The sequence below is a fragment of the Streptomyces sp. NPDC033216 genome (genome assembly GCF_055577115.1).
In genome coordinates, this window is sequence record NZ_JBVIQK010000001.1 from 714788 (window position 1) to 739198 (window position 24411).

Sequence of the window (24411 nt, forward strand, 5' to 3'; positions counted from 1 at the left end):
CCGCTGGGTGACCGAGCGGTCGAACGGGCGTTGAACCCCCAGAACCGCCCCTCAGGGAGGAGCCCGCCGCATGCCCTCATCCCGCCCGGCCACCGAGCCCCGCACCGGCGACGGAAGGACGACGGAACTGATCCGCTGGGCGGCCTTCAGCTGCGTCCTCGTCCCGGTGGTCCTCCTCTGTTACGGCACCTCCCTGGCCGGGGCCGCGGGCACCGCCGGCGGCCTCGCCACCGTCACGGCCGTCTGCCGGCTGCTGCTGCGCCGCTCCGAGCGGCGCGCGGCACGGCTCCACGACGAGGAGCATCCGCCGCGCACACCGCGCCGGGAGAACCGTCAGCGGTCCGGGACGGGGTCGCACCGTGGCGGTCGTCACAGCGGTGGAAGCACACCGGTCGGCTGACCGGTTTTCACGCACCCGCCCGCATCTTTTCAGCCAACTTCCGGATAGTGCGCATCCCTTGACGCAACCACCCCCCTCCCCCCGTCCGACCTGCGGAGAAAGCCCCTCGGGGGGCCTGCGCACCCTACGTGGATTGGCCACTGCGACGAGGCGCACTTCCCCGCACGGCCCACGAGTGCAACGCTTCGTGATCGAATGCTTCACGCCAAGTTGCCATGTCGACAATGTGCCGGGTGACGAACTGGCCACTCCGGCACCACGCGACACAGTAGATTCGATCTTGACTGTCTACGGCGGGGGACTCGTGCAGGACCGAGGGGAAACGTGCAGGAGCGACACAACCGAGGAGCCGCGACCACCGAGGGGGGCTTAGCAGGATGAGCCACGACTCCACTGCCGCGCCGGAAGCCGCGGCCCGGAAACTGTCCGGGCGACGCCGCAAGGAGATCGTCGCGGTGCTGCTGTTCAGCGGCGGCCCCATCTTCGAGAGTTCCATTCCACTATCGGTGTTCGGGATTGACCGCCAGGACGCCGGTGTGCCTCGCTACCGCTTGTTGGTGAGCGCAGGCGAGGACGGCCCGCTGCGGACCACAGGGGGCCTGGAACTCACCGCGCCACATGGCCTGGAGGCGATATCGAGGGCGGGCACGGTCGTCGTACCGGCCTGGCGCTCGATCACCTCCCCGCCACCGGCGGAGGCGCTCGACGCGCTGCGCCGGGCACACGAGGAGGGCGCCCGCATCGTGGGCCTGTGCACCGGCGCGTTCGTGCTGGCGGCGGCAGGTTTGCTGGACGGCCGGCCGGCCACGACACACTGGATGTACGCACCGACGCTGGCCAAGCGCTATCCGTCGGTGCACGTCGATCCGCGCGAGCTGTTCGTCGACGACGGCGATGTGCTGACGTCGGCCGGGACGGCGGCCGGAATCGATCTCTGTCTCCACATCGTGCGGACGGATCACGGCAACGAGGCAGCCGGTGCGCTGGCCCGTCGGCTCGTGGTCCCACCGCGCCGGACGGGCGGCCAGGAGCGCTACCTCGACCGGTCTTTACCGGAGGAGATCGGCGCCGACCCGCTCGCGGAGGTCGTCGCCTGGGCGCTGGAACATCTCCACGAGCAGTTCGACGTGGAGACACTGGCCGCGCGCGCCTACATGAGCCGGCGGACGTTCGACCGGCGCTTCCGGTCACTGACCGGCAGCGCGCCGCTGCAATGGCTGATCACCCAGCGGGTGCTCCAGGCGCAGCGACTGCTGGAGACGTCGGACTACTCCGTCGACGAGGTCGCGGGGCGGTGCGGGTTCCGCTCACCGGTCGCGCTGCGCGGGCACTTCCGGCGGCAGCTCGGCTCCTCGCCGGCCGCCTACCGGGCGGCCTACCGGGCGCGGCGGCCGCAGAGCGAGCGGATGCCTCCGGCCGACAGTGAGGCGGCGCCCGCCGTCGCGGCGGGGGGTGCGGGCGGCGGTACCGCCGCCCTGCACTCCGAGCCCGCTGGGGTGCCGCCGCAGATACGGCGGACGGCGGGGGCCGGGGCGGTGGGCTCTGCCTCCGCTTCCGCGAACGCGGTGGCCGCGGAGCAGCACCCTCGGGACGCGTACGCGGGGTCCCGGAGCGGGTTGCCGGGGCAGCGCAGCGGGATGTGAGGGTGGGCGGTGGTGGGCGGGTCTCCGCCCACCACCGCCCCGTCCCGTTCCCGCCCCTCAGGGCGGCACCCCCTCCGCCCCGGACGGCCTCGTCCCCGAGTGCCGGGCCGGCCGCGCCGCCGCGAGCGTCGCCTCTCGTCCCGCCGAGCCGGGTGCCGTTGGACGGGCTCGGGACGGGGGTCTCGGTGGGGAGCCCCCGGGACGTCCCCGGAACGCGGGGGACCGGATCAGGGCACGTCACCCTTAGGGTGGTCGCATGAACGATCGCATGGTGTGGATCGACTGCGAGATGACCGGCCTCTCGCTGTCCGACGACGCGCTCATCGAGGTTGCCGCCCTCGTCACCGACTCCGAGCTGAACATCCTCGGCGAGGGTGTGGACATCGTCGTACGGCCGCCGGACGCGGCCCTGGAGACGATGCCGGAGGTGGTGCGTCAGATGCACACCGCGTCCGGGCTGCTCGACGAGCTGGCGGGGGGCACGACCCTGGCCGACGCCGAGGAGCGGGTCCTCGGCTACATCCGCGAGCATGTGAAGGAGCCCGGCAAGGCCCCCCTGTGCGGGAACTCCGTCGGCACCGACCGCGGCTTCCTGGTGCGCGACATGCCGACGCTGGAGAGCTACCTCCACTACCGGATCGTCGACGTGTCCTCCATCAAGGAGCTGGCCCGGCGCTGGTATCCGCGGGCGTACTTCAACAGCCCGGAGAAGAACGGCAACCACCGCGCCCTCGCCGACATCCGCGAGTCCATCGCGGAGCTGCGCTACTACCGCGAGGCCGTGTTCGTACCGCAGCCCGGACCGGACTCCGACACCGCGAAGGCGATCGCCGCCAAGCACGTCCTGCCCGCCGGATAAAGGCGTGCGCGAGCACCCCTTCGGACCCTGTACACTTTTTCTCGGCCGGTAGGGAGACCACAAAGTCGACTGCCGGGCGTGGTGGGTGTAGCTCAGCTGGTAGAGCACCTGGTTGTGGTCCAGGATGCCGCGGGTTCGAGTCCCGTCACTCACCCTGAGTAATCAGCCGGTGACCTTCCGAGAAGGTCACCGGCTGATGGCGTTTTCCGACCGGGAGGGCGTCGGCCACCCAGCCCCTCGTCTTCGCACGGCTCGCCCCTCTCCCGCTGCGCGCGGACCATGCGCCGGAGATGGCCGTCGTCCTCGCCGACCCGGCCCCGCACACCTCATCCACGGCTCCCCGCGCACCCCCGAAGCCCTGCGCGCCCGCTACGAGCGGCTCGTCGCCGGCCCCCCGACCGGCCTGGACCTGGTGGAACCGGGTGCCGAGGCCGCGGGAGACCGGCCGGCTCGTCGGCACCGGCCGGACGACCCTCGCCGACGGGGGCCGTGTCGCGGTGATCGCCTGGGTGATGCGGACACGCCTGGCAGGGGCGGGCCGCCTCGCCACGGAAGCCGCCCGGACGCCGGACGCGGACGCCGGGCTGCGCGCAGGGCGTCCGTACGGTCATCGCCCCCCTTTCCCCCGCCCCGGCCGCGGTCGCCCCCCGGCCGGGCTGACAACGACCGGGCACAAGCGGGACGGTGAGGTGCGGTGGCGGCCGTGACCGGCTACGCCGACGCCCGTGCCATCAGCTCCGTGGCCAGGACCACCTGACGCCGCTCCAGGCCCCGCGACACCGCCGGGCGGTCGTCCGCGATCTCGGTGAGGAGCAGGTCGAGCATGCGGCGCCCCATCTCCTCGATGGGCTGGCGCACGCTGGTCAGGGGCGGATCCATGTGGCGGGCTATCGCCGAGTCGTCGTAGCCGACCAGGGCAACGTCGTCCGGGATGCGGCGGCCCGCTTCCCGCAGGGCCTGGCGGGCGCCGGCCGCCATGACGTCGGAGCCGGCGAACACCGCGTCGAGCGCGGGACTGCGGGTCAGCAGATCACGCATCGCCCGCTGGCCACCTTCCTCGGTGAAGTCTCCCTGCACGATGAGGAGTTCGTCCACCTCCTGGCCCGCGTCGAGCAGGGCGTCGCGGTAGCCGTCGACGCGCCGCTGGGCGCCGTACACGTCGAGGCGGCCGGTGATGTGGCCGATGCGGCGGCAGCCTCGGGCCAGCAGGTGCTCGACGGCCGAGCGGGCGCCGCCGTAGTTGTCCGAGTCCACGGACGGGAGCGTCTCGGCGGCGGAGCGGGGACCGCTGATCACGGCCGGGATCTCCAGTTGGGCGATGAGGTCGGGCAGCGGGTCGTCGGCATGGACGGAGACGAGGAGGACGCCGTCCACGCGGTGGGCGGCCAGGTACTGCGCCAGGCGCTGCCGCTCCCGGTCACTGCCCGCGAAGATCAGCAGCAACTGCATCTCCGTGTCGGCGAGTTGCGCGCCCACTCCACGCAGGATGTCGGAGAAGTACGGTTCGGCGAAGAAGCGCGTCTCCGGCTCGGGCACCACGAGGGCGATCGCGTTCGTGCGGTTGGCGGCCAGGGCGCGGGCCGCGGTGTTGGGGACATATCCCAACTCGGCGACCGCGGCCTCGACGGCGGCACGGGTGGCGTCGCTGACCCGGGGGGAACCGTTGATCACGCGGGAGACCGTGCCCCGGCCCACACCGGCGCGCGCCGCCACCTCTTCGAGGGTCGGCCGGCCACCGCTTCGTCCCCGCGTACCGTGGCTTGCCATGGGCCCCGCCTTCCCGCCGTCATCATCACACTGGCCTGGAATCTAACAGTCCCGACCGTTCGTCCCACCGCCCCCGGGGGCTGCCGCCCCGGCCGAAAAGCATCGTCCCGGCGAGTTAGCTAACAGCCGGATAACTGAACGCATCTCTCCGCGTCCCCGCCCTTGACACCCTCGCCCGAACCGACGACTCTTCAACACATCACCTGTGGGAGCGCTCCCACGGTACCTGACACATACACAACCCGCACGTTCCCCGCCCGAGCCGCAGCGAGAAACTAACGGGCCCAACAATGCAGTTGGCCGGGGGGTCGGCACGTCAGGGCAACAGGAGGACGTAATGCGAGCACGTACCCGAAGCTCCCGTCGGGTGGTAGTCCTGGCGACCGTCGCCACCATGGGCGCCGGGCTGCTGGCCGGCTGTGCCGACGACGGCGGCGACAAGACGTCCGACGGTTCGTCGTCCGGCGATGGCAAGGGCAAGACCACGATCACCCTGGGTCTTTTCGGCACGATGGGCTTCAAGGAAGCCGGTCTCTACGCCGAGTACGAGAAGCTGAACCCGAACATCAAGATCGCCGAGAACGTCACCGAGCGGAACGAGAACTACTACCCGGCTCTCGTCAACCACCTCACGACGAACAGCGGCCTCCAGGACATCCAGGCCGTCGAGGTCGGCAACATCGCCGAGGTCGTCAGCACGCAGGCCGCCAAGCTCCAGGACCTCTCCAAGGTTTCGGGCGTGAACAAGAGCGACTGGCTGGACTGGAAGTGGGCACAGGCCACGACCAAGGACGGCAAGACGATCGGTTTCGGCACCGACGTCGGTCCGATGGCCATCTGCTACCGCAAGGACCTCTTCGAGGCGGCCGGTCTGCCCGCCGACCGCACGGAGGTCGGCAAGCTGTGGGCGGGCGACTGGAACAAGTTCGTCTCCGTCGGCACGCGGTACAAGGCGAAGGCGCCCAAGGGCACCACGTTCATGGACTCGCCCGGCGGCCTGCTCAACGCGGTCCTCAGCAGTGAGAAGGAGAAGTTCTACGACTCCTCCGGCGAGATCATCTACAAGTCGAACCCGGCCGTGAAGGCCGCCTTCGACCTGACGGCGAAGGCGGCCGAGCAGGGACTGGTCGGGGCGCAGACGCAGTTCCAGCCGGCCTGGGACACGACGATCGCGAACAGCAAGTTCGCCGCGATGGCCTGCCCGCCGTGGATGCTCGGATACATCAAGGGCAAGTCGAAGCCGGAAGCGGCCGGCAAGTGGGACGTGGCCGTGGCTCCCAAGTCCGGCAACTGGGGCGGTTCCTTCCTCTCCGTGCCCTCCAGCGGCAAGAACGTGAAGGAGGCCGAGAAGCTGGCCGCCTGGCTGACCGCGCCCGCACAGCAGGCCAAGCTGTTCAAGGTGCAGGGCTCCTTCCCGAGCGCGCCGGGCACGTACACGATGGCCGAGGTCACCGGTGCCAAGAACGAGATGACCGGTGACGCCCCGATCGGCACGATCTTCGCCGAGGCCGCGAAGTCCAGCCCGGTCCAGGTGATCGGCCCGAAGGACCAGATCATCCAGCAGGGCCTGACCGACAACGGCGTGATCCTGGTGACGAAGGGCAAGTCGCCGGAGGAGGCCTGGAAGACGGCGACCAAGACCATCGACAACAACCTGGACAAGTGACCCGTATGGCCACCCACGACACCGCCGCGCCCCCCGTCAAGGAGGGGGGCGCGGCCCCGGGCCGACCGCCCGCCGGCCCCGCGGGGGCGGACGAGCGACGGCGGGCCCGGCTCTCCCGCCGCTGGCAGCGGGACATGCGCTGGAGCCCGTACGCCTTCGTCTCGCCGTTCTTCCTGCTGTTCCTGGCGTTCGGTCTGTTCCCGCTGATCTACACCGGCTGGGCCTCCCTGCACCAGGTGGAGATGACGGCGCCCACCGACATGGAGTGGGTGGGGCTGCGCAACTACACGCGGATCTTCGACGACGACTTCTTCTGGAACGCGGCGAAGAACACGCTCACGATCGGCATCATCTCGACGGTGCCGCAGCTGCTGATGGCGATGGGCCTCGCCCACATCCTCAACTACAAGCTGCGCGCCTCGACCTTCTACCGGGTCGCGATGCTCGCCCCGTACGCGACGTCCATCGCGGCCGCCTCGCTCGTCTTCGTGCTGCTGTTCGGGCGCGACTACGGCATGATCAACTGGGCGCTGGACGCCGTCGGAATCGGTCCGGTCGACTGGCAGAGCGACAAGTGGCCCTCGCAGTTCGCGGTGTCCACGATCGTCATCTGGCGCTGGACCGGCTACAACGCGCTGATCTACCTGGCGGCGATGCAGGCGATCCCGCAGGACCTGTACGAGTCGGCGGCCCTGGACGGCGCGAGCCGCTGGAAGCAGTTCATCCACGTGACGCTGCCGTCGTTGCGCCCGACGATCCTGTTCACGGTCGTCGTCTCGACGATCGGCGCGACCCAGGTGTTCGGCGAGCCACTGCTGTTCGACGCCAACAAGGGGGCGTCGGGCGGCTCCGAGCACCAGTTCCAGACCCTGGGCCTGTACCTGTACGAGCAGGGCTGGGTCAACCAGCACCTGGGCCGTGCCTCCGCGATCGCCTGGACCATGTTCCTGATCCTGATCGTGGTCGGCATCGTCAACTACGTCATCTCGCGCCGGCTGCGCGCCAGTAGTTAGGAGTACGGCCGTGACGACGACGACTTCCCTGACACCGCCCTCATCTCCGCCGGATACGGTCGTGAAGAAGCCCGGCCGGGTACGGCGGCCCAGATCGGCGCGGGCCGGCGGGCAGATGCACGCGGGGCCGATCGCGTACGTGATCCTGGCCCTGTTCACCATCGGCTCGCTGTTCCCGCTGGTGTGGACGGCGATCGCCGCCTCCCGCGACAACAACCGGCTGGCGCAGACACCGCCGCCGTTCTGGTTCGGCGGCAACCTCCTCAACAACCTGGACATCGCCTGGAACGACGCCAACCTCGGCAAGGCGTTCGTCAACACGACCATCGTGGCGGGGACCTCCGCCTTCACCATCGTGTTCCTGTCCACGATCGCCGGATTCGCCTTCGCCAAGCTCAAGTTCCGGGGCCGCGGCGCGATGATGCTGATCGTGATCGGCACGATGATGGTGCCGCCGCAGCTCAGTGTGATCCCGCTGTACATGATGGTCGCCAAGCTGGAGTGGACCGACCAGCTCCAGGCGGTGATCCTGCCGTCGCTGGTGAGCGCGTTCGGTGTGTTCTTCATGCGGCAGTACCTGATCCAGGCGCTGCCGGACGAGATCATCGAGGCGGCCCGGATGGACGGCGCGAGCAGCTGGCGGGTGGTGTGGCACGTGGTGTTCCCGGCGGCACGCCCCGCCATGGCGGTGCTCGGCATGCTGATGTTCGTCCAGACCTGGAACGACTTCCTGTGGCCGTTCCTGGTGCTGAGCCAGACGGGCAACCCGACCGTGCAGGTCGCGGTCGCGGGCCTCGGCCGCGGTTACACACCCGACCAGTCACTGATCATGGCCGGCGCGCTGCTCGGCACGCTGCCGCTGCTGCTCGTCTTCGCGCTCTTCGGCAAGCAGATCGTGGGCGGCATCATGCAGGGCGCGGTGAAGGGCTGATGGGCCGCTCCGCGGGGGTGCCGGGCGTGGGTGTCGGCCATGCACGGGCCGGTGGGCTTGATGGGTCGCGCCTCGCCGGCACCGGCTCCCCGCGGGACCGACGATCCCGCCGGCCAGAACCTCCGTGCAGGGCTGACCGCCCGTGGGTCCGGAATCCGCGGGCCTGACACCCCGCCGGCCCAGCGTCCGCGCGGGACTGCAACCCCGCCGGCCCAGCGTCCGCGCGGGGCGACACTCCCGCCGATGCCACGCCCGACGGGGGCCGGGTCACCGCCGCCCCGGCCCCTCCGCACCTCTTCCCCCCATCCTTCGTCGGTCTCGACGACCTCGACGACCACTCATGGGAGCGCTTCCATGCCTGAGTCCGCACAGTCGGCCACCCCGGTGACCTTTCCCCCCGCCTTCCTGTGGGGCGCGGCCACATCCGCGTATCAGATCGAGGGGGCGGTGCGGGAGGACGGCCGCACGCCCTCCATCTGGGACACCTTCAGCCATACGCCCGGCAAGACCGCCGGTGGTGACACCGGTGACATCGCTGTCGACCACTACCACCGCTACCGCGACGACGTCGCGCTGATGGCCGAGCTGGGCCTGACGTCGTACCGCTTCTCCGTCTCCTGGTCGCGGGTCCAGCCGACCGGCCGCGGCCCGGCGGTCCAGGTGGGCCTGGACTTCTACCGTCGGCTGGTCGACGAGCTGCTGGCCAAGGGCATCAAGCCGGCCATCACCCTCTACCACTGGGATCTCCCGCAGGAGCTGGAGGACGCGGGCGGCTGGCCGGAGCGGGACACCGCGTACCGGTTCGCCGAGTACGCGCAGATCGTGGGGGCGGCGCTCGGCGACCGCGTGGAACAGTGGATCACGCTCAACGAGCCGTGGTGCAGCGCCTTCCTCGGATACGCCTCCGGAGTGCACGCTCCCGGCCGCACCGACCCGGCGGCGTCGCTGAAGGCCGCGCACCACCTCAACCTGGCCCACGGCCTGGGCACCTCGGCCCTGCGGTCGGTGATGCCGACCCGCAACTCGGTGGCGATCAGCCTCAACTCCTCGGTCGTCAGGCCGCTTTCGCAGACTCCGGGAGACCTGGCCGCGGTCCGCAGGATCGACGACCTGGCCAACGGCGTCTTCCACGGCCCGATCCTGCGCGGCGCGTACCCCGAGACGCTCCTCGCCGCGACCTCGTCGGTCACCGACTGGTCGTACGTCCTCGACGGCGACCTGCGGGCCATCCACCAGCCGTTGGACGCGCTGGGCCTGAACTACTACACGCCCACCCTCGTCTCGGCGGCGGACGCCGACCCGTCGGCACCGCGGGCGGACGGCCACGGCTCCAGCGACCACTCCCCCTGGCCGGGCGCGGACGACGTCGCCTTCCACCAGACGCCGGGCGAGCGCACCGAGATGGGCTGGACGATCGACCCGACGGGCCTGCACGACCTGATCATGCGGTACACCAAGGAGGCCCCGGGCCTGCCGCTGTACATCACGGAGAACGGCGCGGCCTACGACGACAAGCCCGACTCCGACGGCCGCGTCCACGACCCGGAGCGCATCGCGTACCTGCACGGCCACCTCCGGGCCGTGCGCCGCGCGATCGCCGAGGGCGCGGACGTCCGCGGCTACTACCTGTGGTCGCTGATGGACAACTTCGAGTGGGCGTACGGCTACGAGAAGCGGTTCGGCGCGGTGTACGTGGACTACGCGACCCTCACCCGCACCCCGAAATCGAGCGCCCTCTGGTACAGCCGGGCGGCCCGCACGGGAACCCTCCCGGCACTCGAGACCGCCTGACCCAAGACCCCCGGGGTGGGGACCCCGGGAGAACGGGGGAACGGGGAAACAGGGGATGGGGCGCGGCACGCCGTGGGGGCGTGCCGCGCCCCGCTGTGGGGGGATGCGGTGGTCAGCGGCCGGTGGCGAACGCCTTCGTGAAGGCGTTCGGTGCCTGGGTGACCGAGCTGCACGTCGCGTCCGCGGTGTTCTTCGGGGACGGACACTGCTGGTCGCGGGTCGCGGACCACATGGAGAGCCAGCCGAGTCCCCTGGCCTTGGCGAAGGCCGCCAGCTGGGTGGCGTCCTCGACCTTGAAGACCTCGGAGGCGACGTCGTTCACGCCGATCATCGGGGTGACGGCGACCGTCTTCCAGGCGGCGGTGTCGGAGAGGCCGAGCACGCTCTTGACCTGGGCCTGGGTGGCGGTGGCCGCCTGCTCGGCGTAGGTGCCCATGTCGCCGCTGTACGCGGGGCCGTAGTCCATCGCCATGATGTTGACCGTCGTGATCTCGACGCCGTTGGCCTTGGCGTCGGCCAGCAGGCTCACGCCGTCCTGGGTGAGGCCCTCGGGCATGACGGGGAGGGTGAAGGAGACGTCCAGGCCAGGGTGCTGCCGCTGGAGCGTGGCGATGGCCCGGGCGCGGCGGGTGTTGGCGGCCGTGTTCGGCAGTGCGCCGCCCTCCACGTCGAAGTCGACCTTGGTGAGCCGGTAGGCGTCCACGACCTTGCCGTATGCGGCGGCCAGCGCGTCCGTCGAGGCGCAGGTGGTGCCCAGTTCGGAGCCGGAGGCGCCGCCGAAGGAGACGCGGACGTCGCCGCCCTTGGCGCGCAGGGCGCCGATCTGGGCGGCCACGCCGTCACTCGCCAGGTCGGTGACGCCGCCCCACTTGGGTGTGCAGCCGCCGCCGTCGGTGACGAAGGCGAGGTTGTAGTCCCGCACGCCGGTCGCCGTCACGGCGGCGAGGAGGTCGAAGGCGGGGTGGAGGGAGGTGTCGACGTAGGGGGCGAAGGCGGCGGAGGTGGGGGTGCCGGAACCGGGGGTCCCGGACGGGGAGGGTGAGGGCGCCGTCGTGGCTGTCCGGCTCGGGGTCGCGGTGGCCGTCGGGGCCGGGGAGGCCGTCGTGGTCCCGGTCGGGCGGCCGCTCGGCTCGGGGGTCGCGCCGCCGTCGGTCGAGCAGGTGACGTCGTCGATGAGACAGCCGGCGGGATCGGCGGCGCCGTTGACGACGAAGCCGACGGTGACGGACTCACCGGCGGCCAGGCCGTCCTTGTCCCAGGCGGCCGGCTTGACGGTGATGTGCTGTCCGCTGACGCTCGACTCGGCGTTCCACAGCGAGCCGAGCCTCGACCCGGCCGGCAGGTCGAACTCAAGCGTCCAGTCGGTCTTCGCGCCGCCGCTGTCGTTCGTGACGACGTACTGCGCGGTGTACCCCGTCGACCAGTCGCTGGTCCTCGTGTAGGCGGCTCCGATCCCGGCCGCCTGCGCGGTGCCGGTGAGGAACACCACGCCACCGCCCGCGGCGGCCACGGCGACCACGCCCCCGATCAGCTTGTTCCTGCTTCTGTCGGTGCGCCGGTGCGTGCTCATCGCGTGCCCTGCCTTCACTGCTCACGGGGGTGGGGTGCGGCAGCACGCTAGCGCGCCGAAATCCGGCAAAGTGCCTGACAGCGGCGGTGGTCGGAGATCTTAGGGCGCGCTTAAGGGAGGGATCGGGACCGGTTAAAGGTGACGGTCCGTCTGCCCTGCCGGCGTCTTCGCACCGCGCCCCGGTGTCCCCTGCGCTCCGGCTCCCGCCCGTCGAGCTGGATCCAGATCCGCACCTCGGTGCCGCCCAGCACGGACGAGCCGATCCGTACGTCCCCGCCAGTCGACTCGGCGAGCCGGCGCACGATGTCCAGCCCCAGCCCGGTCGACCCGGCGCTCCCGGAGCCCCGGCCGCGGGCCATCGCCGCCTCGGGGTCGGGGATGCCGGGGCCCGCGTCCGAGACCAGCACGATCACCGCGTCATCGCCGTTGTGCAGGTCGACCGCGAAGGCCGTGCCCTCGGGGGTGTGCCGGAAGACGTTGCCGAGCAGCGCGTCCAGGGCGGCGACCAGGTCGGCGCGGGCCACGGGGATGCGCACCGGCCGGTCCGCTCCGGCCACCCGCACCCTGCGGCCCTCGTCCTCCGCGAGCGCCGACCAGAACGCCATCCGCTCCCGGACGACCGCGGCGGCGTCGCATCCGGCTCCCGGTCCGGCGGCCGCGGTCTGCGGCTTGGCCTCGCGGGCGGTACGGATGATGGTGTCGACCTCGCGCTCCAGCTGGGCGACCGCGGCGCGGGTCTGCTCGGCGGCCGGGGAGTCGCCCAGCGAGGCCGCGTTGAGCCGCAGCACGGTCAACGGGGTGCGCAGCCGGTGGGAGAGGTCGGCGGCCAGTTCCCGCTCGTTGGCCAGGAGCTGGACGACCTGGTCGGCCATGGAGTTGAACGCGGCCGCCGCGAAACGCAGTTCGTTGGGCCCGTCCTCCGGGACGCGGGCGCCCAGTTTCCCCTCGCCCAGTTGGTGCGCCCCCTCGGCCAGTCGCTGGGCGGGCCGCACCATGCGCACGCCCAGCCGGTCGGCGACGGCCACCGAGCCGACGACGAGTGCGGCGCCGACCGCTGCGAGCACCGCCCAGGCCGTCGCCACCCCGTTGCTGACCTCGGACTCGGGGACGTAGACCTCGACGACGACGGTGCCGAAGCTCAGTGCGACGGGTTGGAGCAGCGCGGAGCCGCCGGGCACCTCGGCGGTGGAGGCGCGGCCCAGCTCGCGGACGGCCGCGATGTCGGCGCCGGTGGCGCGCCGCCGGCCGAGGTCGAGGGCCTGCCGGCCGTCGGCGGCCGGCAGGTGCACGGCCATGCCGTCGTCGGAGCCCGCGGAGGCAACGACCCGCTCCAGCTGGTCGCGGTCGGTGGTGATGGACAGCGCGGGGACGACGACGGCGGCCTCCCGCTCGGCGTTGGAGAAGGCGCGGTCGCGGGCCATCTCCTTGATGACCAGACCGAGTGGCACGGCGAAAGCGACCACGACCATCGTGGTGACCGCCAGACAGACCTTGACCAGGGCCCATCTCATCGTGGCTCCCCGGAACGCGAAGGCGGAGCGGCGGGCGGCGCGGCGGGCGGCTCCAGCTTCACGCCGACGCCCCGCAGGGTGTGCAGATAGCGCGGGCGGGCCGCCGTCTCGCCCAGTTTGCGGCGCAGCCACGAGAGATGGACGTCGATGGTCTGGTCGTCGCCGTAGGACTGCTGCCAGACCTCGGCGAGCAGCTCGCGACGCGGAACGACGACGCCGGGGCGGCCGGCGAGGAAGGCGAGCAGGTCGAACTCGCGGCGGGTCAGGTCGAGGGGGACGCCGTCCAGTTCGGCCTGGCGGCGCAGCGGGTCGACGGTCAGTCCGCCGACGCGCAGCACGCTGGACGGCGGTGCCGCACCGGCGCCGGAGCGGGAGCGGCGCAGGACGGCCGCCATGCGCGCGGAGAGGTGTTCCACCGAGAACGGCTTCGTCAGATAGTCGTCCGCGCCCGCGTTGAGCAGCCGGACGATCTCCGTCTCGTCGTCGCGGGCGGTGGCGATGATGACGGGTACGTCCGTGATGCCGCGCAGCATCTTCAGCGCCTCGGAGCCGTCCAGGTCCGGCAGGCCGAGGTCCAGCACGACCACGTCGAAGCGGAGATGGGCGACCTCGCGCAGCGCCTCCAGTGCCGTGCCGACGCTGCGCACGGTGTGCGCGGCGTCGGTGAGGTGCCGGATGAGCGCCGAGCGGACGAACTGGTCGTCCTCGACCACGAGCACACTTGCCATGCGCCGCAACCTACGCCATGCGGCCGGGGCCCAGCCGGGCCTGTGGACGACTCCGTTCCTGTGGACAACCGCCGGATCAGGGGCGGGGCTCGGAGTGGACATCCGTGCGACACGGGTCCGGCGGGTGAGGCAGGATGGCCCGCGATGCGCAGAGGACTCGTACACGTACTGGCCTGGACGCTCGCCACGGGCGCGGCGGTCACCCTGTCGTGGTGGGGTGTCCACACGGTCATGGCGGGCACGGCGTACGACCCGCCGCGTGCCCTGCCGTTGACGGCGGGCGACGTGCCCGTCCAGGAGTCGAGGCCACCGACGGCCTCGGCCACCGGACACCCGGCGCCGCGGCCGTCCCCGCCGCCCGCCTCGCCGTCTGCGCCCCGCACCCCCGACCGTCCGGCGGCCTCGTCCCCCTCCGGGCCGACGGCTTCGCCCAGCCCTTCCGGCCGGGTCAGGAGCTACGACACCGACGGGGGGCTGGCGGTCTTCGATCTGGGGAAGGCCTCGGCCTCGCTCGTCTCCGCGACGCCGGGCGCGGGCTGGTCGATGCAGGTGTGGAAGACGGAGTCCTGGATCCGGGTGGAGTTCGCCTCGGGTGCGGACCGCGTGTCGGTGTTCTGCACCTGGCACGACGGGCCGCCGCGCGTGGAGGTCGGTACCTACTGAGCGGGCCCTAGCGGAAGACCGACGGCGGCGGGGCCGGTGACGCCACCGCCGAGGCGTCGACGACCGGTACGGCCCCGCCGGTGAAGTCGGTGAGGCCCTTGCCGTGCTCGACGCGGCCGGGGTGCGGGTCGGAGGCGGCCCTGCGGGTCAGTTCGGCGGTCGGCAGCGGCAGGTCGGAGGCGACGAGGACGGCGTTGCCGAACCGTCGGCCCCGCAGCACCGTGGGGTCGGCGACCAGCGCGAGTTCCGGGAAGCGGGCGGCGGCGGTGGCGATCTGGCCGCGCAGATGCGCGAGCGGCGGGCCGTCGGCCAGGTTGGCGGCGTAGAGACCGGTGGGCTTGAGGGCCCTGCGGACCTCGTCGAGAAACTCGGTCGAGGTCAGGTGCGCGGGGGTGCGGGCCCCGCTGAACACGTCGGCGATGACGAGGTCGGCCCAGCCGTCCGGCACTTTGCCGAGCCCCTCCCGCGCGTCCGTGGACCGGATCCGGATCCGGGCGCCGGGGTCCAGGGGCAGTTCGCGGCGGACCAGTTGGACGAGGCGCGCGTCCCGCTCGACGATCTGCTGGGTGGAGCGGGGGCGGGTGGCGGCGACGTACCGGGCGAGGGTGAAGGCACCGCCGCCGAGGTGCAGCACGTGCAGCGGCCGGCCGGCCGGGGCGGCGAGGTCGATGACGTGGCCGAGCCGCCGCTGGTACTCGAAGGAGAGGTACCCGGGGTCGTCGAGGTCCACGTGCGACTGGGGCGCACCGTCGATGAGCAGCGTCCAGGCCCGCGGCCGGTCGCGGTCCGGGACGAGCTGGGCGACCCCGCCGTCGACGGCCTCGCTGACGGTCGCGTCGCTGTCGCGTCCGCGCCGGGAGTTCCTGGACCTCGCCATGAAGGCATTTTCGCAGGGTGGCGAGCCGGGTCGCGCACCGGCAGCCGCTCGGGGACACCCGCCGGCTAACGGCAGCTGTCCGCCGCCTTGATGAGCCGTGCCGCTTCGCCCAACGCCCGCTGGAGCACGGCCGGGTCCGTCGCGAGGTCGGTCTCGCCGGGCGGGAGCAGCCAGTGCGAGCCCTCGCCGGGCGGTTCGGGGGCGAGGCTCAGTCCCCGTCCGTCGGTCTCCGTGCAGGTGCTGCCGGGGACGTCCCAGGCGGCGGCGGTGCCCGGCGGCACCAGGAAGGCGAGGGTGTCGTGTCCGTCGTCGTGGAGTACGGGTCCCACGGCGTCGGCTGCTCCGCGACGCAGGATGTCGACCGCCTCCAGCCCCTGCCGGGTCGGCACCGTCACCAGATCGCATGCCGTCTCCGACGACACGAGGGGATCGTTGCTCCGGCTGGTCTCCACTCCCGGCCTCCCTCACGAAGTCACTGTGCAAGTCCACCGGGTTCAACGCGGCGGACCGTCAACGGCTACGCGGAAGTCCGCCGTAAAGGATGGCAGTTCATGGCAGATCGTGGAGGAGATATCCGGTTTGTAGCCAAACACTGCGTGGCGGGCCGGTCACAGAAGGTACGTTCATGCCCGCCGGAAACAGGGTGATCACGCCGATGGGTCGGTCAACGCACACCGCTTCCGGCATGGTTCGACGGTTCGCACGAGAGGACCCGGCCATGGCGTCGTCACCGGTGACCCCACCTCGGCCCGACCGGCCGGCACGGCCCAACATCGCCTTCCGGCGGCTGCGCGGACAGCGCTCGCCGGCCGAGTTCGCCGCGCTGGTGCGGCGGGCCGCGCGCGAGATCGGGGAGCGGGTGAGCTGCGACGCGCGCTATGTCGGCCGCGTCGAGGCGGGGGAGATCCGCTGCCCCAACTACGCGTACGAGCGGGTGTTCCTGCACATGTTCCCCGGCCGCACGCTCACCGATCTGGGGTTCGCCCCCCGCTCGTCCGTCCGCGGACGGGGGGCGCGCGAGCCTGAGGACGCGCCGGACACACGCACCACGATCCGACAGCTCACCACGCATGACGCGCCGGACACCGGTGAGACGTGCGGGGCGTACGAGCCGTATGACACGCAGGACCCGTACGACACGCACGACAACGACGAGGAGAGCGACGTGCTGCGTCGCGCATTCATGACCGGCGGAGGCGCCACGGTGGCCGCCGCCTCGATGGGCCCCCTGGCACTCGCCCTGGACGCGTCGGCGGCGGAACGCCCGGTACGGCGCGCCGGGACGGGCGAGGCCGGCGCCCTGGAAGAAGCGGTCCGCCAGATCCGGCTGCTGGACGACCGGCACGGCGCCGACGGGCTCTACCGGCGCGCGGCGACACCACTGCGCGCCGCGTACGCGCTGCTGGACGCCGGAGCGGTACGGCAGGCGACCGCCGACCGGCTCCACTCGGGGGCGGGCGAACTGGCCATCTCGGTGGGCTGGCTGGCACACGACTCGGGCCGGTTCGACGACGCCCGCTCGCACTACGCAGAGGCGCTGGCGACCGCCCGCATGACCGGCGACCAGGCTCTGGAGGCGCACGCCTTCTGCAACACCGCGTTCCTCGCGCGGGACGCGGGCCGCCCGCGCGAGGCCGTCCGGGCGGCGCAGGCCGCACAGCGCGTCGCCCGCCCGCTGGGCTCCGCCCGGCTGATGTCGCTGCTCGCGCTGCGCGAGGCGGGCGGCTGGGCCGGACTCGCCGACCGCACCGGCTGCGAGCAGGCACTCGCGCGTGCCCGCGCCCTGTACGAACGAGGCCCCTCGGACGCCGACCCCGAATGGATGAGCTTCTACGGCGAGGCCGAGCTGGAGGGCCTGGAGGCGCAGTGCTGGTCCACGCTCGGGGACTGGCCGCGGGCGGCCCGGCACGCGCGGCGGGCGGCGCGACTCCAGGATCCCCACTTCGCGCGGAACATCGCGTTGTACACCGCCGAGCTGGCGGACGACCTCGCGCGCGGGGGGCGGCCCGACGAGGCGGCGACGGCCGGGATGCGGGTGCTGGACCTGCTGGACCAGGTGCAGTCCTCGCGGATCCGGACGATGATCGCGGGGACGGCGCGGGTGCTGCTGCCCCACCGGCGCGCCTCGGGCGTGTCGGAGTTCCTGGAACGGCACGCCTCGGCGCCGCGCGAGGCGTGACCGCCACCGGCGCCCCGGTCACACGCCGGACAGGGTCCGTCGTGCGGAATCCGGGCCGGCTCGGAGAGCGGGGTCCGTGGCCGGGGACACCCCCGCGCCTTCGCGGCAGGGGGGGTCGTGCGGGCGGGGAGCCGGGGGTCCTGACGACCGGCGACGGCACGGCGAGGCGCCGTGCCGTGATCCGCGAGTCCGGCGATCCGGACGGGGAGTCCTAGCCGGCCAGGTGACCCAGGTCGTTCCAGCTCTCGATCGCCGGTTCGCCGTACGCCCAGCCCAGTACGGACAGCGACGTCGGGTTGAGGCGGATACGGGCGGCGAAGTCCAGCGGGAGGCCCAGCCACCGCGCTCCGATCGAGCGCAGGATGTGCCCGTGGGCGAACACCAGCACGTCCCGGTCGGCGGACCGGGCCCACGCGACGACCTCGTCCGCGCGCGCGGTGACCTCCGCGAGGCTCTCGCCCTCCGGGACCCCGTCGCGCCAGATGAGCCACCCCGGCCGGGCGGCCTGGATCTCCGCGGGGGTCAGGCCCTCGTAGGCCCCGTAGTGGAACTCCATGAGCGTGTCCCACGGCGTGGCCCGCTCGCCGAAGCCGGCGAGTTCGCAGGTCTCACGCGCGCGTGCCAGCGGGCTGGTGCGGACCTCGGCGTCGGCAAGACCGTCGAACGGCGCCCGGTGCAGCCGCTCGCCCAGCAGCTTGGCGCCACGCCGGCCCTCCTCCAGCAGGGGCACGTCGGTCCTGCCGGTGTGCTTGCCGGACAGCGACCACTCCGTCTGTCCGTGCCGGGCCAGCAGGATGCGCGGTGCCATGGAGAACCCTTCCGGGAGAGTGCGGGGGTGGAACACCTCCATCATCGCGCACCCTGAACAGGGGCAACCTGGCGGGCGGTCCCAGCGTCTTTGAGTGCCGGGGGCACCCGGAAGGGGGCGCCCGCACAGGCCGTAAAGTGGCACCTCCGTGCCATGGGCGCCGCAGCGACAGAAGGGGGAGGCGATCGGATGCCGCAGACCGAGACACCAGGCACCGAGGCGGCCTCGCCGGTCAGGCTGCGCTGGTGGACGGAACTGCCCCTGATCGTGCTGGTGTACGCCTGCTACTCCGCGGGCCGGCTCCTCGCGCGCGGCGACGTCACCAGTGCCGTGGACCACGGCCTGGCGATCCTGCGGATCGAGAAGTTCCTGCACATCAACGCCGAGCACCCACTGAACCGGCTGTTCCGGACCGAGCCGTGGATCGGGGTGCCGGCCGACTTCTGGTACGCCTCGCTGCACTACGTGGTCACCCCGGTGATCCTGGTCTGGCTGTTCCGCTCCCGCACGGTGCACTACCGGGCGGCCCGCACCTGGCTGATGACGTCGACGTTCATCGGTCTGATCGGCTTCACCCTGCTGCCCACCTGTCCGCCCCGGCTGCTGTCGGCGGACCACGGTTTCGTGGACACGATGGCCCAGTACAGCTCGTACGGCTGGTGGGGCGGCGAGGCGAGCGCCCCGCGCGGCCTGGGCGGCATGACCAACCAGTACGCGGCCATGCCGAGCCTGCACGTCGGCTGGGCGCTGTGGTGCGGGGTGATGCTGTGGCGGCACGGAGGCACCCGCGCGGCGAAGATCGCCGGCGTGGTCTACCCGCTGGTGACGACGATCGTGGTCATGGGGACCGCGAACCACTACTTCCTCGACGCGGTCGCCGGCGCGGCCGTGATGGGCGCTGGACTGCTGCTGGCGCCGCTGGTGACGCGCCGCGCGGACCGCGTCGCGGGCTGGGCGGCGGGACGGTTCCGGCACGTCCCGGTGGCCGCTCGGAGCACGGAGACCTCGATTGTCAGTGGCGGATGCCAGACTTCCCCGGGTGAGCGAATTCCACGGCAGCGCGAGTCACGGTTCGGGCCCGGAGCCGAGCCGGGTGCCACCCCCTCGGACGCGGGGGACGGCGCTCCGGCGGCGGCTCGCTGACCTGCGCGGTCCCGACGTACCCGCCAAGGCGCTGGACGCCCGCGCCCTGGCGGCACTCGCCGCGAACCCGGGATGCAGCCGACGCGCGATCCTCGATGGCGCCGGGGTGGACAAGGCGGCGCTCGCCGACGCGCTCGGCTCGCCCTCGGCGTTCGGCCAGTCCCAGTTCGCCCTGACGCGCGGCAACGCGTTCGAGGCGAAGGTGAAGGCCGACGGCGGCGCCGACCTGCTGCGCCTGGTGCACGAGAAGCTCGACCCGCGCGCGGAGCCGCCCACCGGGGCCAGCGTCCCGGATCTGTCCGCGATCGGTCCCGAGGGCCGTACGGCGCGGACCGCGCTGGCGCTGCGCGAGGCCGGCCAGGCGGCCGGCGCCTGGACCCTGCTCGACCATCCGATGCTCGCGCTGGACGTCGCCGGCTCCCCGGCCTTCCTGGAGCCGGACGCGGTCGTGGTGCACCCGGACGGCAGCTGGACGGTCGTGGAGATCAAGTCGTTCCCCCTGCTGGACGGCTCCGCGGACCCCGCGAAGGTCGGCGCCGCCGCCCGGCAGGCCGCGGTGTACGTGCTGGCCCTGGAGGCGGTCGCCGCCCGGCTCGACCCCGCGCCGCGGGTGCGTCACCGCGTCCTGCTGGTGTGCCCCAAGGATTTCTCCAACCTGCCCGCCGCGTCCGCCGTGGACATCCGCAAGCAGCGCGCGGTGACCCGACGTCAGCTGGCCCGGCTCACCCGCATCGAGGACATCGCCACCGCCCTTCCCGAGGGCACCTGCTTCTCGCCCGAGCTGCCGCCCGAGCAGCTCACGGCGGCCGTCGAGGCCGTCCCGGCGGCGTACGCGCCCGAGTGCCTGGCCGCCTGCGAGCTGGCGTTCCACTGCCGGGACCGCTCCCGCGCGGCCGGCGCGGTCACCACCCTCGGCCGCCCCGTCCGTGCCGAGCTGGGCGGCCTGACCACGGTCGAGGACGTGTTGGCCGCCGCGCGCGGAGAGGCCGGCGATCCGGACGACCCGGCGGTGGCGGCCCTGCGCCGCGCGGCCGTGCTGCGCGACGAGGCCCTGGGGGCGATGTGTCGCTGATCGCCACGCTGGCCCGCCTGGAGGCCGTCGCCACCGGCCGCGCCCAGCCCGCCGCCACCGTCCGCCACCGGCATCTGTCCGAGCGGCCGCTGGTGTTCGTGCCGCTGACCACCGCGGGTGAGGCCGGCGCCCCGCTCGGCGCACTCGTCGGCACCGACCGGGACGCGCCCCGGCTGCTCGTCGTACCGCAGCCGCGCGACCGCGACCTGAGGTTCGCGTTCCTCGCCGAGCTGGCCGACGTCGTGCTGCCGTACATCGACTCGTACGCCGACGACGTCGAGGCCGCCGAGCGCAACGAGAGCGACCCGGAGACCGGAAAGCGCGTCAAGGTCGAGGTCGAGCTGTGCTCCGACGCGCCCCAGCTGATCGTCCCGAGCCGCGCGGGCGTGGAGTACGTCCGCCTCCTGGGCCGCTCCATGCGCTTCCGCCGCACGGCGGAGCAGGACCCGGAGACGCCGTATCCCGCGCCGCCGCGCGTGCCGTTGCTCGGGCGGTGGCTGACGCACTTCGGGGAGCGGTCCCGGGTGCCCGGCTCCTCGCTGCTGCTCGCACTCACGGAGGTCCTGGGCCGGCACTGGGCGACCGGCCAGTCCAGCCTGGAGGACCAGCACCTGGGGGCGCTGCTCGCCTGGATCTCCCCACCCCCGCCCCCGGCTCCGCCCGAGCGGGGGGACCCCCAGCGGGCGCGGACCGGCGCCGAGGCCGCGCTGCGCGCCGAGCTGGCCCGCGACGGCACCGGCCAGCTGCTGTGTCCGCCGGCCGGTCCGGCGACCGACCCGGCGTTCGACAACAAGCTGCTCGCCCCGGCCATCGAGCGCTACGACCGCGCGCGTACCGCCCTGGCGGCCGCCGAGGACGGCCTGGAGGCCGACGACCGGCTGGGCGAGCTGACCGCCGCCGAGCGGGCGGTCCGCGAACTCGTGCTGAGCCGGACCCTGCCCACCTGGGAGAAGGTGTGGCAGGGCATCGACCTGCTGCGGGAGCTGCCCGAGGGGGCGCATGTCGAGGGGCGGTGGACGCGCGACCGCTGGTCGTTCACCGGCCACCGCGACCGGGTCGTGGCGGGCGAGCCCCCGCAGCCCCGCCGCGACGACGCGGTCACCGCCGCCAACAAGCTGGCCACGCGGGAGCGGGAACAGGCCCGACTGGAAGCGCAGGAGGCCCTCGACGACCCGCTGGTGATGGCGGGGCGGCGGCTGGCCGGGGAGGCGTTCGCGGGCGAGGTCGTCGACGTGGTCATGGCGTACAGCGAGGGCAAGCGCCCCAGCCCGCGCCCGCTCGTCACCGTCCGCACGGACGACCGGCCGCACCTCGGGGAGCGGGTGAAGGTGTTCCGGTCGCTGGGCGGGAAGCCGCAGGCGGCGGAGTTCGTGCGGCGGGACCGCCCGGACGGGCCCGACGGCCCCGAGGACGAGGGTCTGCTCGTGCTGCGGATCGTCGACAGGATGGGCCGCGGCAAGGAGCCGGAGGCAGGGTCCGTGCCCGAGAAGGGCGACCGGCTGTGCTTCACCCTGTTCGAGCACGAGCAGCGCGGCGGCGCCAAGCTGCCCGACCCGGAGGACACGCCGTGGACGCACGGCGGGCCGCCCGGGGAGCCGCTGCCGGAAGCCGCCGATTCCGTCACCGAGGAGGACACGCTGTGACCACCGAGGCCGTCGTCGACCCCGGGACCGCCGCCGCCCGCGCCACCGACGCGATCCTGCGCGACACGTTGCACGGCACCGCGCGCGGGGTCGTCGTCGACTCCCCGCCGGGCGCCGGCAAGTCCACGCTCGTCGTCCGCGCGGCGCTGGAACTGGCGGACGCGGGACGCCCGCTGATGGTGGTCGCGCAGACCAACGCGCAGGTCGACGACCTGGTGCTGCGGCTCGCCGAGAAGAACCCCGAGCTGCCCGTGGGCCGCCTGCACAGCAGTGACGCCGACGCGTACGACAAGGCGCTGGACGGCCTGGCGAACGTTCGGAAGTCGGCGAAGGCCGGTGACCTGGCCGGGCTGCCGGTCGTCATCTCCACGGCGGCGAAGTGGGCACATGTGAAGGCCGACGAGCCGTGGCGGCACGCGATCGTGGACGAGGCCTACCAGATGCGCTCGGACGGACTCCTCGCCGTGGCCGGCCTGTTCGAGCGGGCGCTGTTCGTGGGCGACCCCGGGCAGCTTGACCCGTTCGCGATCGTGGGCAGTGAGCAGTGGGCCGGCCTGTCCTACGACCCGTCGGCCTCGGCGGTGTCGACGCTGCTGGCGCACAACCCCGATCTGCCGCAGCACCGGCTGCCGGTGTCCTGGCGGCTGCCGGCGTCGGCGGCCCCGCTGGTCTCGGACGCCTTCTACCCGTACACGCCGTTCCGCAGCGGCACGGACCGCGGCGACCGCGCGCTGTCCTTCGGCGTCGTCTCCGACGGCTCCGGGCCCGACCGGGTGATCGACGAGGCGGCCGAGTCAGGCTGGGGCCTGTTGGAGCTGCCCGCCCGGCACACGCCCCGCACCGACCCGGAGGCGGTCCGCGCGGTCGCCACGGTCGTGCGGCGCCTCCTCGACCGGGGCGGCGCGGCCACCTCCGAGCGCTCCCCCGTCCCCACCGCCCTGACCGCCGACCGGATCGCCGTCGGCACCGCCCACCGCGACCAGGCGGCGGCCGTCCGCGCGGCACTGGCCGAGCTGGGCGTCACGGACGTCACCGTCGACACGGCGAACCGGCTCCAGGGCCGGGAGTACGACGTCACGGTGATCCTGCACCCCTTGTCCGGCCGCCCCGACGCCACCGCCTTCCACCTGGAGACGGGCCGCCTGTGCGTCCTGGCCTCCCGCCACCGCCACGCCTGCGTCGTCGTCTGCCGGGCAGGAGTCCCCGACCTCCTGGACGCCTACCCGTCGACGGAACCGGTCCAACTGGGAACGATCGTGAAGTTCCCGGACGGCTGGGAGGCGAACCACGCGGTGCTGGCACACCTGGCGGAACACCGGGTGACCTGGACGCCCTGAGGGGCCCACACGCCGCCCGGCCCACCCTCGGACCGGGTCCGGAACACCGCCGGAGGCGGCCGACGCACACGGCCCCGACGGCCGAAGGCCGACCACGCGCCGCCGGCGCACCCGGCGGACCACAGGTGACTCGGGCCGGGTGAGAGGGCGGTTCGCCGGCTGGGCGCATCTTGCCCTGCGCCAGGTGGCTTGGAAGTGCCGGTGACTGGGGAACATCGCCGGGGGCGAACGGCTTGAGAAGGCCGGGGCCCCGGCCCCCTTGCGTCATCGGGGGACAATGGAGGGTGGTCCGCTTGCCGGTGGTGCCATCACGACCGTACGAGGAGGAGAAGACATGGCGGAGCCCACGCCGGGTCGGAACGAACCGCGGCTACGCCCCGCGCCCCTGCTCTTCGAGCCCGCCGAGGCGGCCGGTGACCCGGAGCACTTCTTCGACCTGGAGTCGATAGACGATCCCGGGGCGCTGCTGACGCGGGCCACGGAGCTGACCCAGGCCTTCCGCGCGGCGGCCGACCGGGCGATGGAGTTCCAGGCCGTGGCGGCGGCACAGCTCGCCGACCCGCGCCGGTTCGACCGGCTGACGACGGCGGACATCGCGGACCGGGCCGAGTGGACCGAGGACTACGCGAAGAAGATGGTCGAGTTCGGGCGGGACCTGATGCGGGGCGACATCGAGGGACTCGGGCACGCCGACCCCGTCTGACGGGCCGCGGGACCGGCACCGATCACACCGCGTCAGGCTTCGGCATATGCCAGGCGGGCAAGATACTCCCTCCCCGCACGTCTCGTCCCGGATTCCCGCAACCCTCC

21 protein-coding genes and 1 tRNA gene are annotated in these 24411 nt (G+C 72.9%); 15 read left to right on the plus strand and 7 right to left on the minus strand.

Translation table 11 applies throughout. The features are described 5' to 3' along the window. Nucleotides 1-70 precede the first annotated feature (70 nt). The 4 genes from ACZ5Y0_RS03075 (at nt 71) to ACZ5Y0_RS03090 (ending at nt 3056) form a co-directional block, all read left to right on the plus strand. Nucleotides 71-400, plus strand: a complete 330-nt coding sequence (locus ACZ5Y0_RS03075) for a hypothetical protein (RefSeq protein WP_469126885.1) — start codon at nt 71-73, stop codon at nt 398-400. Between the two features lie 377 nt (nt 401-777). Continuing rightward, nucleotides 778-2043: a helix-turn-helix domain-containing protein gene (locus tag ACZ5Y0_RS03080; RefSeq protein WP_469126886.1), complete on the plus strand. Its 1266-nt coding sequence runs from the start codon at nt 778-780 to the stop codon at nt 2041-2043. Nucleotides 2044-2299: 256 nt separating this feature from the next. After that, nucleotides 2300-2902: an oligoribonuclease gene (gene orn / locus ACZ5Y0_RS03085; protein WP_469126887.1), complete on the plus strand. Its 603-nt coding sequence runs from the start codon at nt 2300-2302 to the stop codon at nt 2900-2902. Nucleotides 2903-2983: 81 nt separating this feature from the next. Continuing rightward, nucleotides 2984-3056, plus strand: a tRNA-His gene (locus tag ACZ5Y0_RS03090). Between the two features lie 557 nt (nt 3057-3613). On the opposite strand, the gene ACZ5Y0_RS03095 is transcribed toward ACZ5Y0_RS03090, so the two are convergent. Further along, nucleotides 3614-4669 carry a LacI family DNA-binding transcriptional regulator gene (locus tag ACZ5Y0_RS03095; RefSeq protein ID WP_469126888.1) on the minus strand — a complete coding sequence of 352 codons (1056 nt, stop codon included), beginning with the start codon at nt 4667-4669 and terminating at the stop codon, nt 3614-3616. A gap of 337 nt (nt 4670-5006) precedes the next feature. Here ACZ5Y0_RS03095 and ACZ5Y0_RS03100 point away from each other — a divergent pair, with 337 nt between their 5' ends. The 4 genes from ACZ5Y0_RS03100 (at nt 5007) to ACZ5Y0_RS03115 (ending at nt 10070) form a co-directional block, all read left to right on the plus strand. Then, complete coding sequence (locus ACZ5Y0_RS03100; protein WP_469126889.1) at nt 5007-6335, plus strand: ABC transporter substrate-binding protein; 1329 nt, start codon at nt 5007-5009, stop codon at nt 6333-6335. Between the two features lie 5 nt (nt 6336-6340). Next, nucleotides 6341-7348, plus strand: coding sequence for a carbohydrate ABC transporter permease (locus ACZ5Y0_RS03105; RefSeq protein WP_469126959.1), 1008 nt, complete (start codon nt 6341-6343; stop codon nt 7346-7348). A gap of 10 nt (nt 7349-7358) precedes the next feature. Beyond that, nucleotides 7359-8279, plus strand: a complete 921-nt coding sequence (locus tag ACZ5Y0_RS03110; protein WP_469126890.1) for a carbohydrate ABC transporter permease — start codon at nt 7359-7361, stop codon at nt 8277-8279. A 354-nt stretch (nt 8280-8633) separates the two neighbouring features. Next, nucleotides 8634-10070 carry a GH1 family beta-glucosidase gene (locus ACZ5Y0_RS03115; protein ID WP_469126891.1) on the plus strand — a complete coding sequence of 479 codons (1437 nt, stop codon included), beginning with the start codon at nt 8634-8636 and terminating at the stop codon, nt 10068-10070. Between the two features lie 112 nt (nt 10071-10182). Here ACZ5Y0_RS03115 and ACZ5Y0_RS03120 read toward each other — a convergent pair whose 3' ends face one another. From ACZ5Y0_RS03120 to ACZ5Y0_RS03130, 3 genes are all read right to left on the minus strand, one after another. Then, nucleotides 10183-11640, minus strand: a complete 1458-nt coding sequence (locus ACZ5Y0_RS03120) for a glycoside hydrolase family 18 protein (protein WP_469126892.1) — start codon at nt 11638-11640, stop codon at nt 10183-10185. A gap of 110 nt (nt 11641-11750) precedes the next feature. Further along, nucleotides 11751-13151 carry a HAMP domain-containing sensor histidine kinase gene (locus ACZ5Y0_RS03125; protein WP_469126893.1) on the minus strand — a complete coding sequence of 467 codons (1401 nt, stop codon included), beginning with the start codon at nt 13149-13151 and terminating at the stop codon, nt 11751-11753. Then, the gene (locus ACZ5Y0_RS03130; RefSeq protein ID WP_469126894.1) at nt 13148-13879 is read right to left on the minus strand and encodes a response regulator transcription factor; all 732 of its coding nucleotides are present in this window, start codon (nt 13877-13879) and stop codon (nt 13148-13150) included. Before ACZ5Y0_RS03130 ends, ACZ5Y0_RS03125 begins: the two co-directional genes overlap by 4 nt. A gap of 144 nt (nt 13880-14023) precedes the next feature. Between ACZ5Y0_RS03130 and ACZ5Y0_RS03135 the strand changes: the two genes are divergently transcribed. Beyond that, entirely contained in the window at nt 14024-14542 is a 519-nt protein-coding gene (locus ACZ5Y0_RS03135; protein WP_469126895.1) for a hypothetical protein, read from the plus strand. Between the two features lie 7 nt (nt 14543-14549). Here ACZ5Y0_RS03135 and ACZ5Y0_RS03140 read toward each other — a convergent pair whose 3' ends face one another. Continuing rightward, nucleotides 14550-15419 carry a spermidine synthase gene (locus ACZ5Y0_RS03140; RefSeq protein ID WP_469126896.1) on the minus strand — a complete coding sequence of 290 codons (870 nt, stop codon included), beginning with the start codon at nt 15417-15419 and terminating at the stop codon, nt 14550-14552. Between the two features lie 65 nt (nt 15420-15484). Beyond that, entirely contained in the window at nt 15485-15871 is a 387-nt protein-coding gene (locus ACZ5Y0_RS03145; RefSeq protein ID WP_469126897.1) for a hypothetical protein, read from the minus strand. 266 nt (nt 15872-16137) lie between these two features. On the opposite strand from ACZ5Y0_RS03145, the gene ACZ5Y0_RS03150 reads away from it, so the two are divergent. Continuing rightward, complete coding sequence (locus ACZ5Y0_RS03150) at nt 16138-17598, plus strand: hypothetical protein (protein ID WP_469126898.1); 1461 nt, start codon at nt 16138-16140, stop codon at nt 17596-17598. 211 nt (nt 17599-17809) lie between these two features. On the opposite strand, the gene ACZ5Y0_RS03155 is transcribed toward ACZ5Y0_RS03150, so the two are convergent. Further along, on the minus strand, nt 17810-18406 hold the full coding sequence (locus ACZ5Y0_RS03155; RefSeq protein WP_469126899.1) for a histidine phosphatase family protein: 597 nt from the start codon (nt 18404-18406) through the stop codon (nt 17810-17812). 189 nt (nt 18407-18595) lie between these two features. Here ACZ5Y0_RS03155 and ACZ5Y0_RS03160 point away from each other — a divergent pair, with 189 nt between their 5' ends. The 5 genes from ACZ5Y0_RS03160 to ACZ5Y0_RS03180 all read left to right on the plus strand — a co-directional run bounded on the left by ACZ5Y0_RS03160 (nt 18596) and on the right by ACZ5Y0_RS03180 (nt 24304). Beyond that, entirely contained in the window at nt 18596-19549 is a 954-nt protein-coding gene (locus tag ACZ5Y0_RS03160; protein WP_469126900.1) for a phosphatase PAP2 family protein, read from the plus strand. After that, nucleotides 19500-20621 (plus strand): hypothetical protein, encoded by a 1122-nt coding sequence (locus tag ACZ5Y0_RS03165; protein ID WP_469126901.1) that lies wholly within the window; start codon nt 19500-19502, stop codon nt 20619-20621. Before ACZ5Y0_RS03160 ends, ACZ5Y0_RS03165 begins: the two co-directional genes overlap by 50 nt. Next, nucleotides 20612-22264: a hypothetical protein gene (locus ACZ5Y0_RS03170; protein ID WP_469126902.1), complete on the plus strand. Its 1653-nt coding sequence runs from the start codon at nt 20612-20614 to the stop codon at nt 22262-22264. The genes ACZ5Y0_RS03165 and ACZ5Y0_RS03170 overlap by 10 nt, the downstream gene beginning before the upstream one ends. Continuing rightward, nucleotides 22261-23601, plus strand: coding sequence for an AAA domain-containing protein (locus ACZ5Y0_RS03175; RefSeq protein ID WP_469126903.1), 1341 nt, complete (start codon nt 22261-22263; stop codon nt 23599-23601). Before ACZ5Y0_RS03170 ends, ACZ5Y0_RS03175 begins: the two co-directional genes overlap by 4 nt. A 334-nt stretch (nt 23602-23935) precedes the next feature. Continuing rightward, complete coding sequence (locus tag ACZ5Y0_RS03180) at nt 23936-24304, plus strand: hypothetical protein (RefSeq protein ID WP_469126904.1); 369 nt, start codon at nt 23936-23938, stop codon at nt 24302-24304. The last annotated feature ends 107 nt before the right edge of the window (nt 24305-24411 follow it).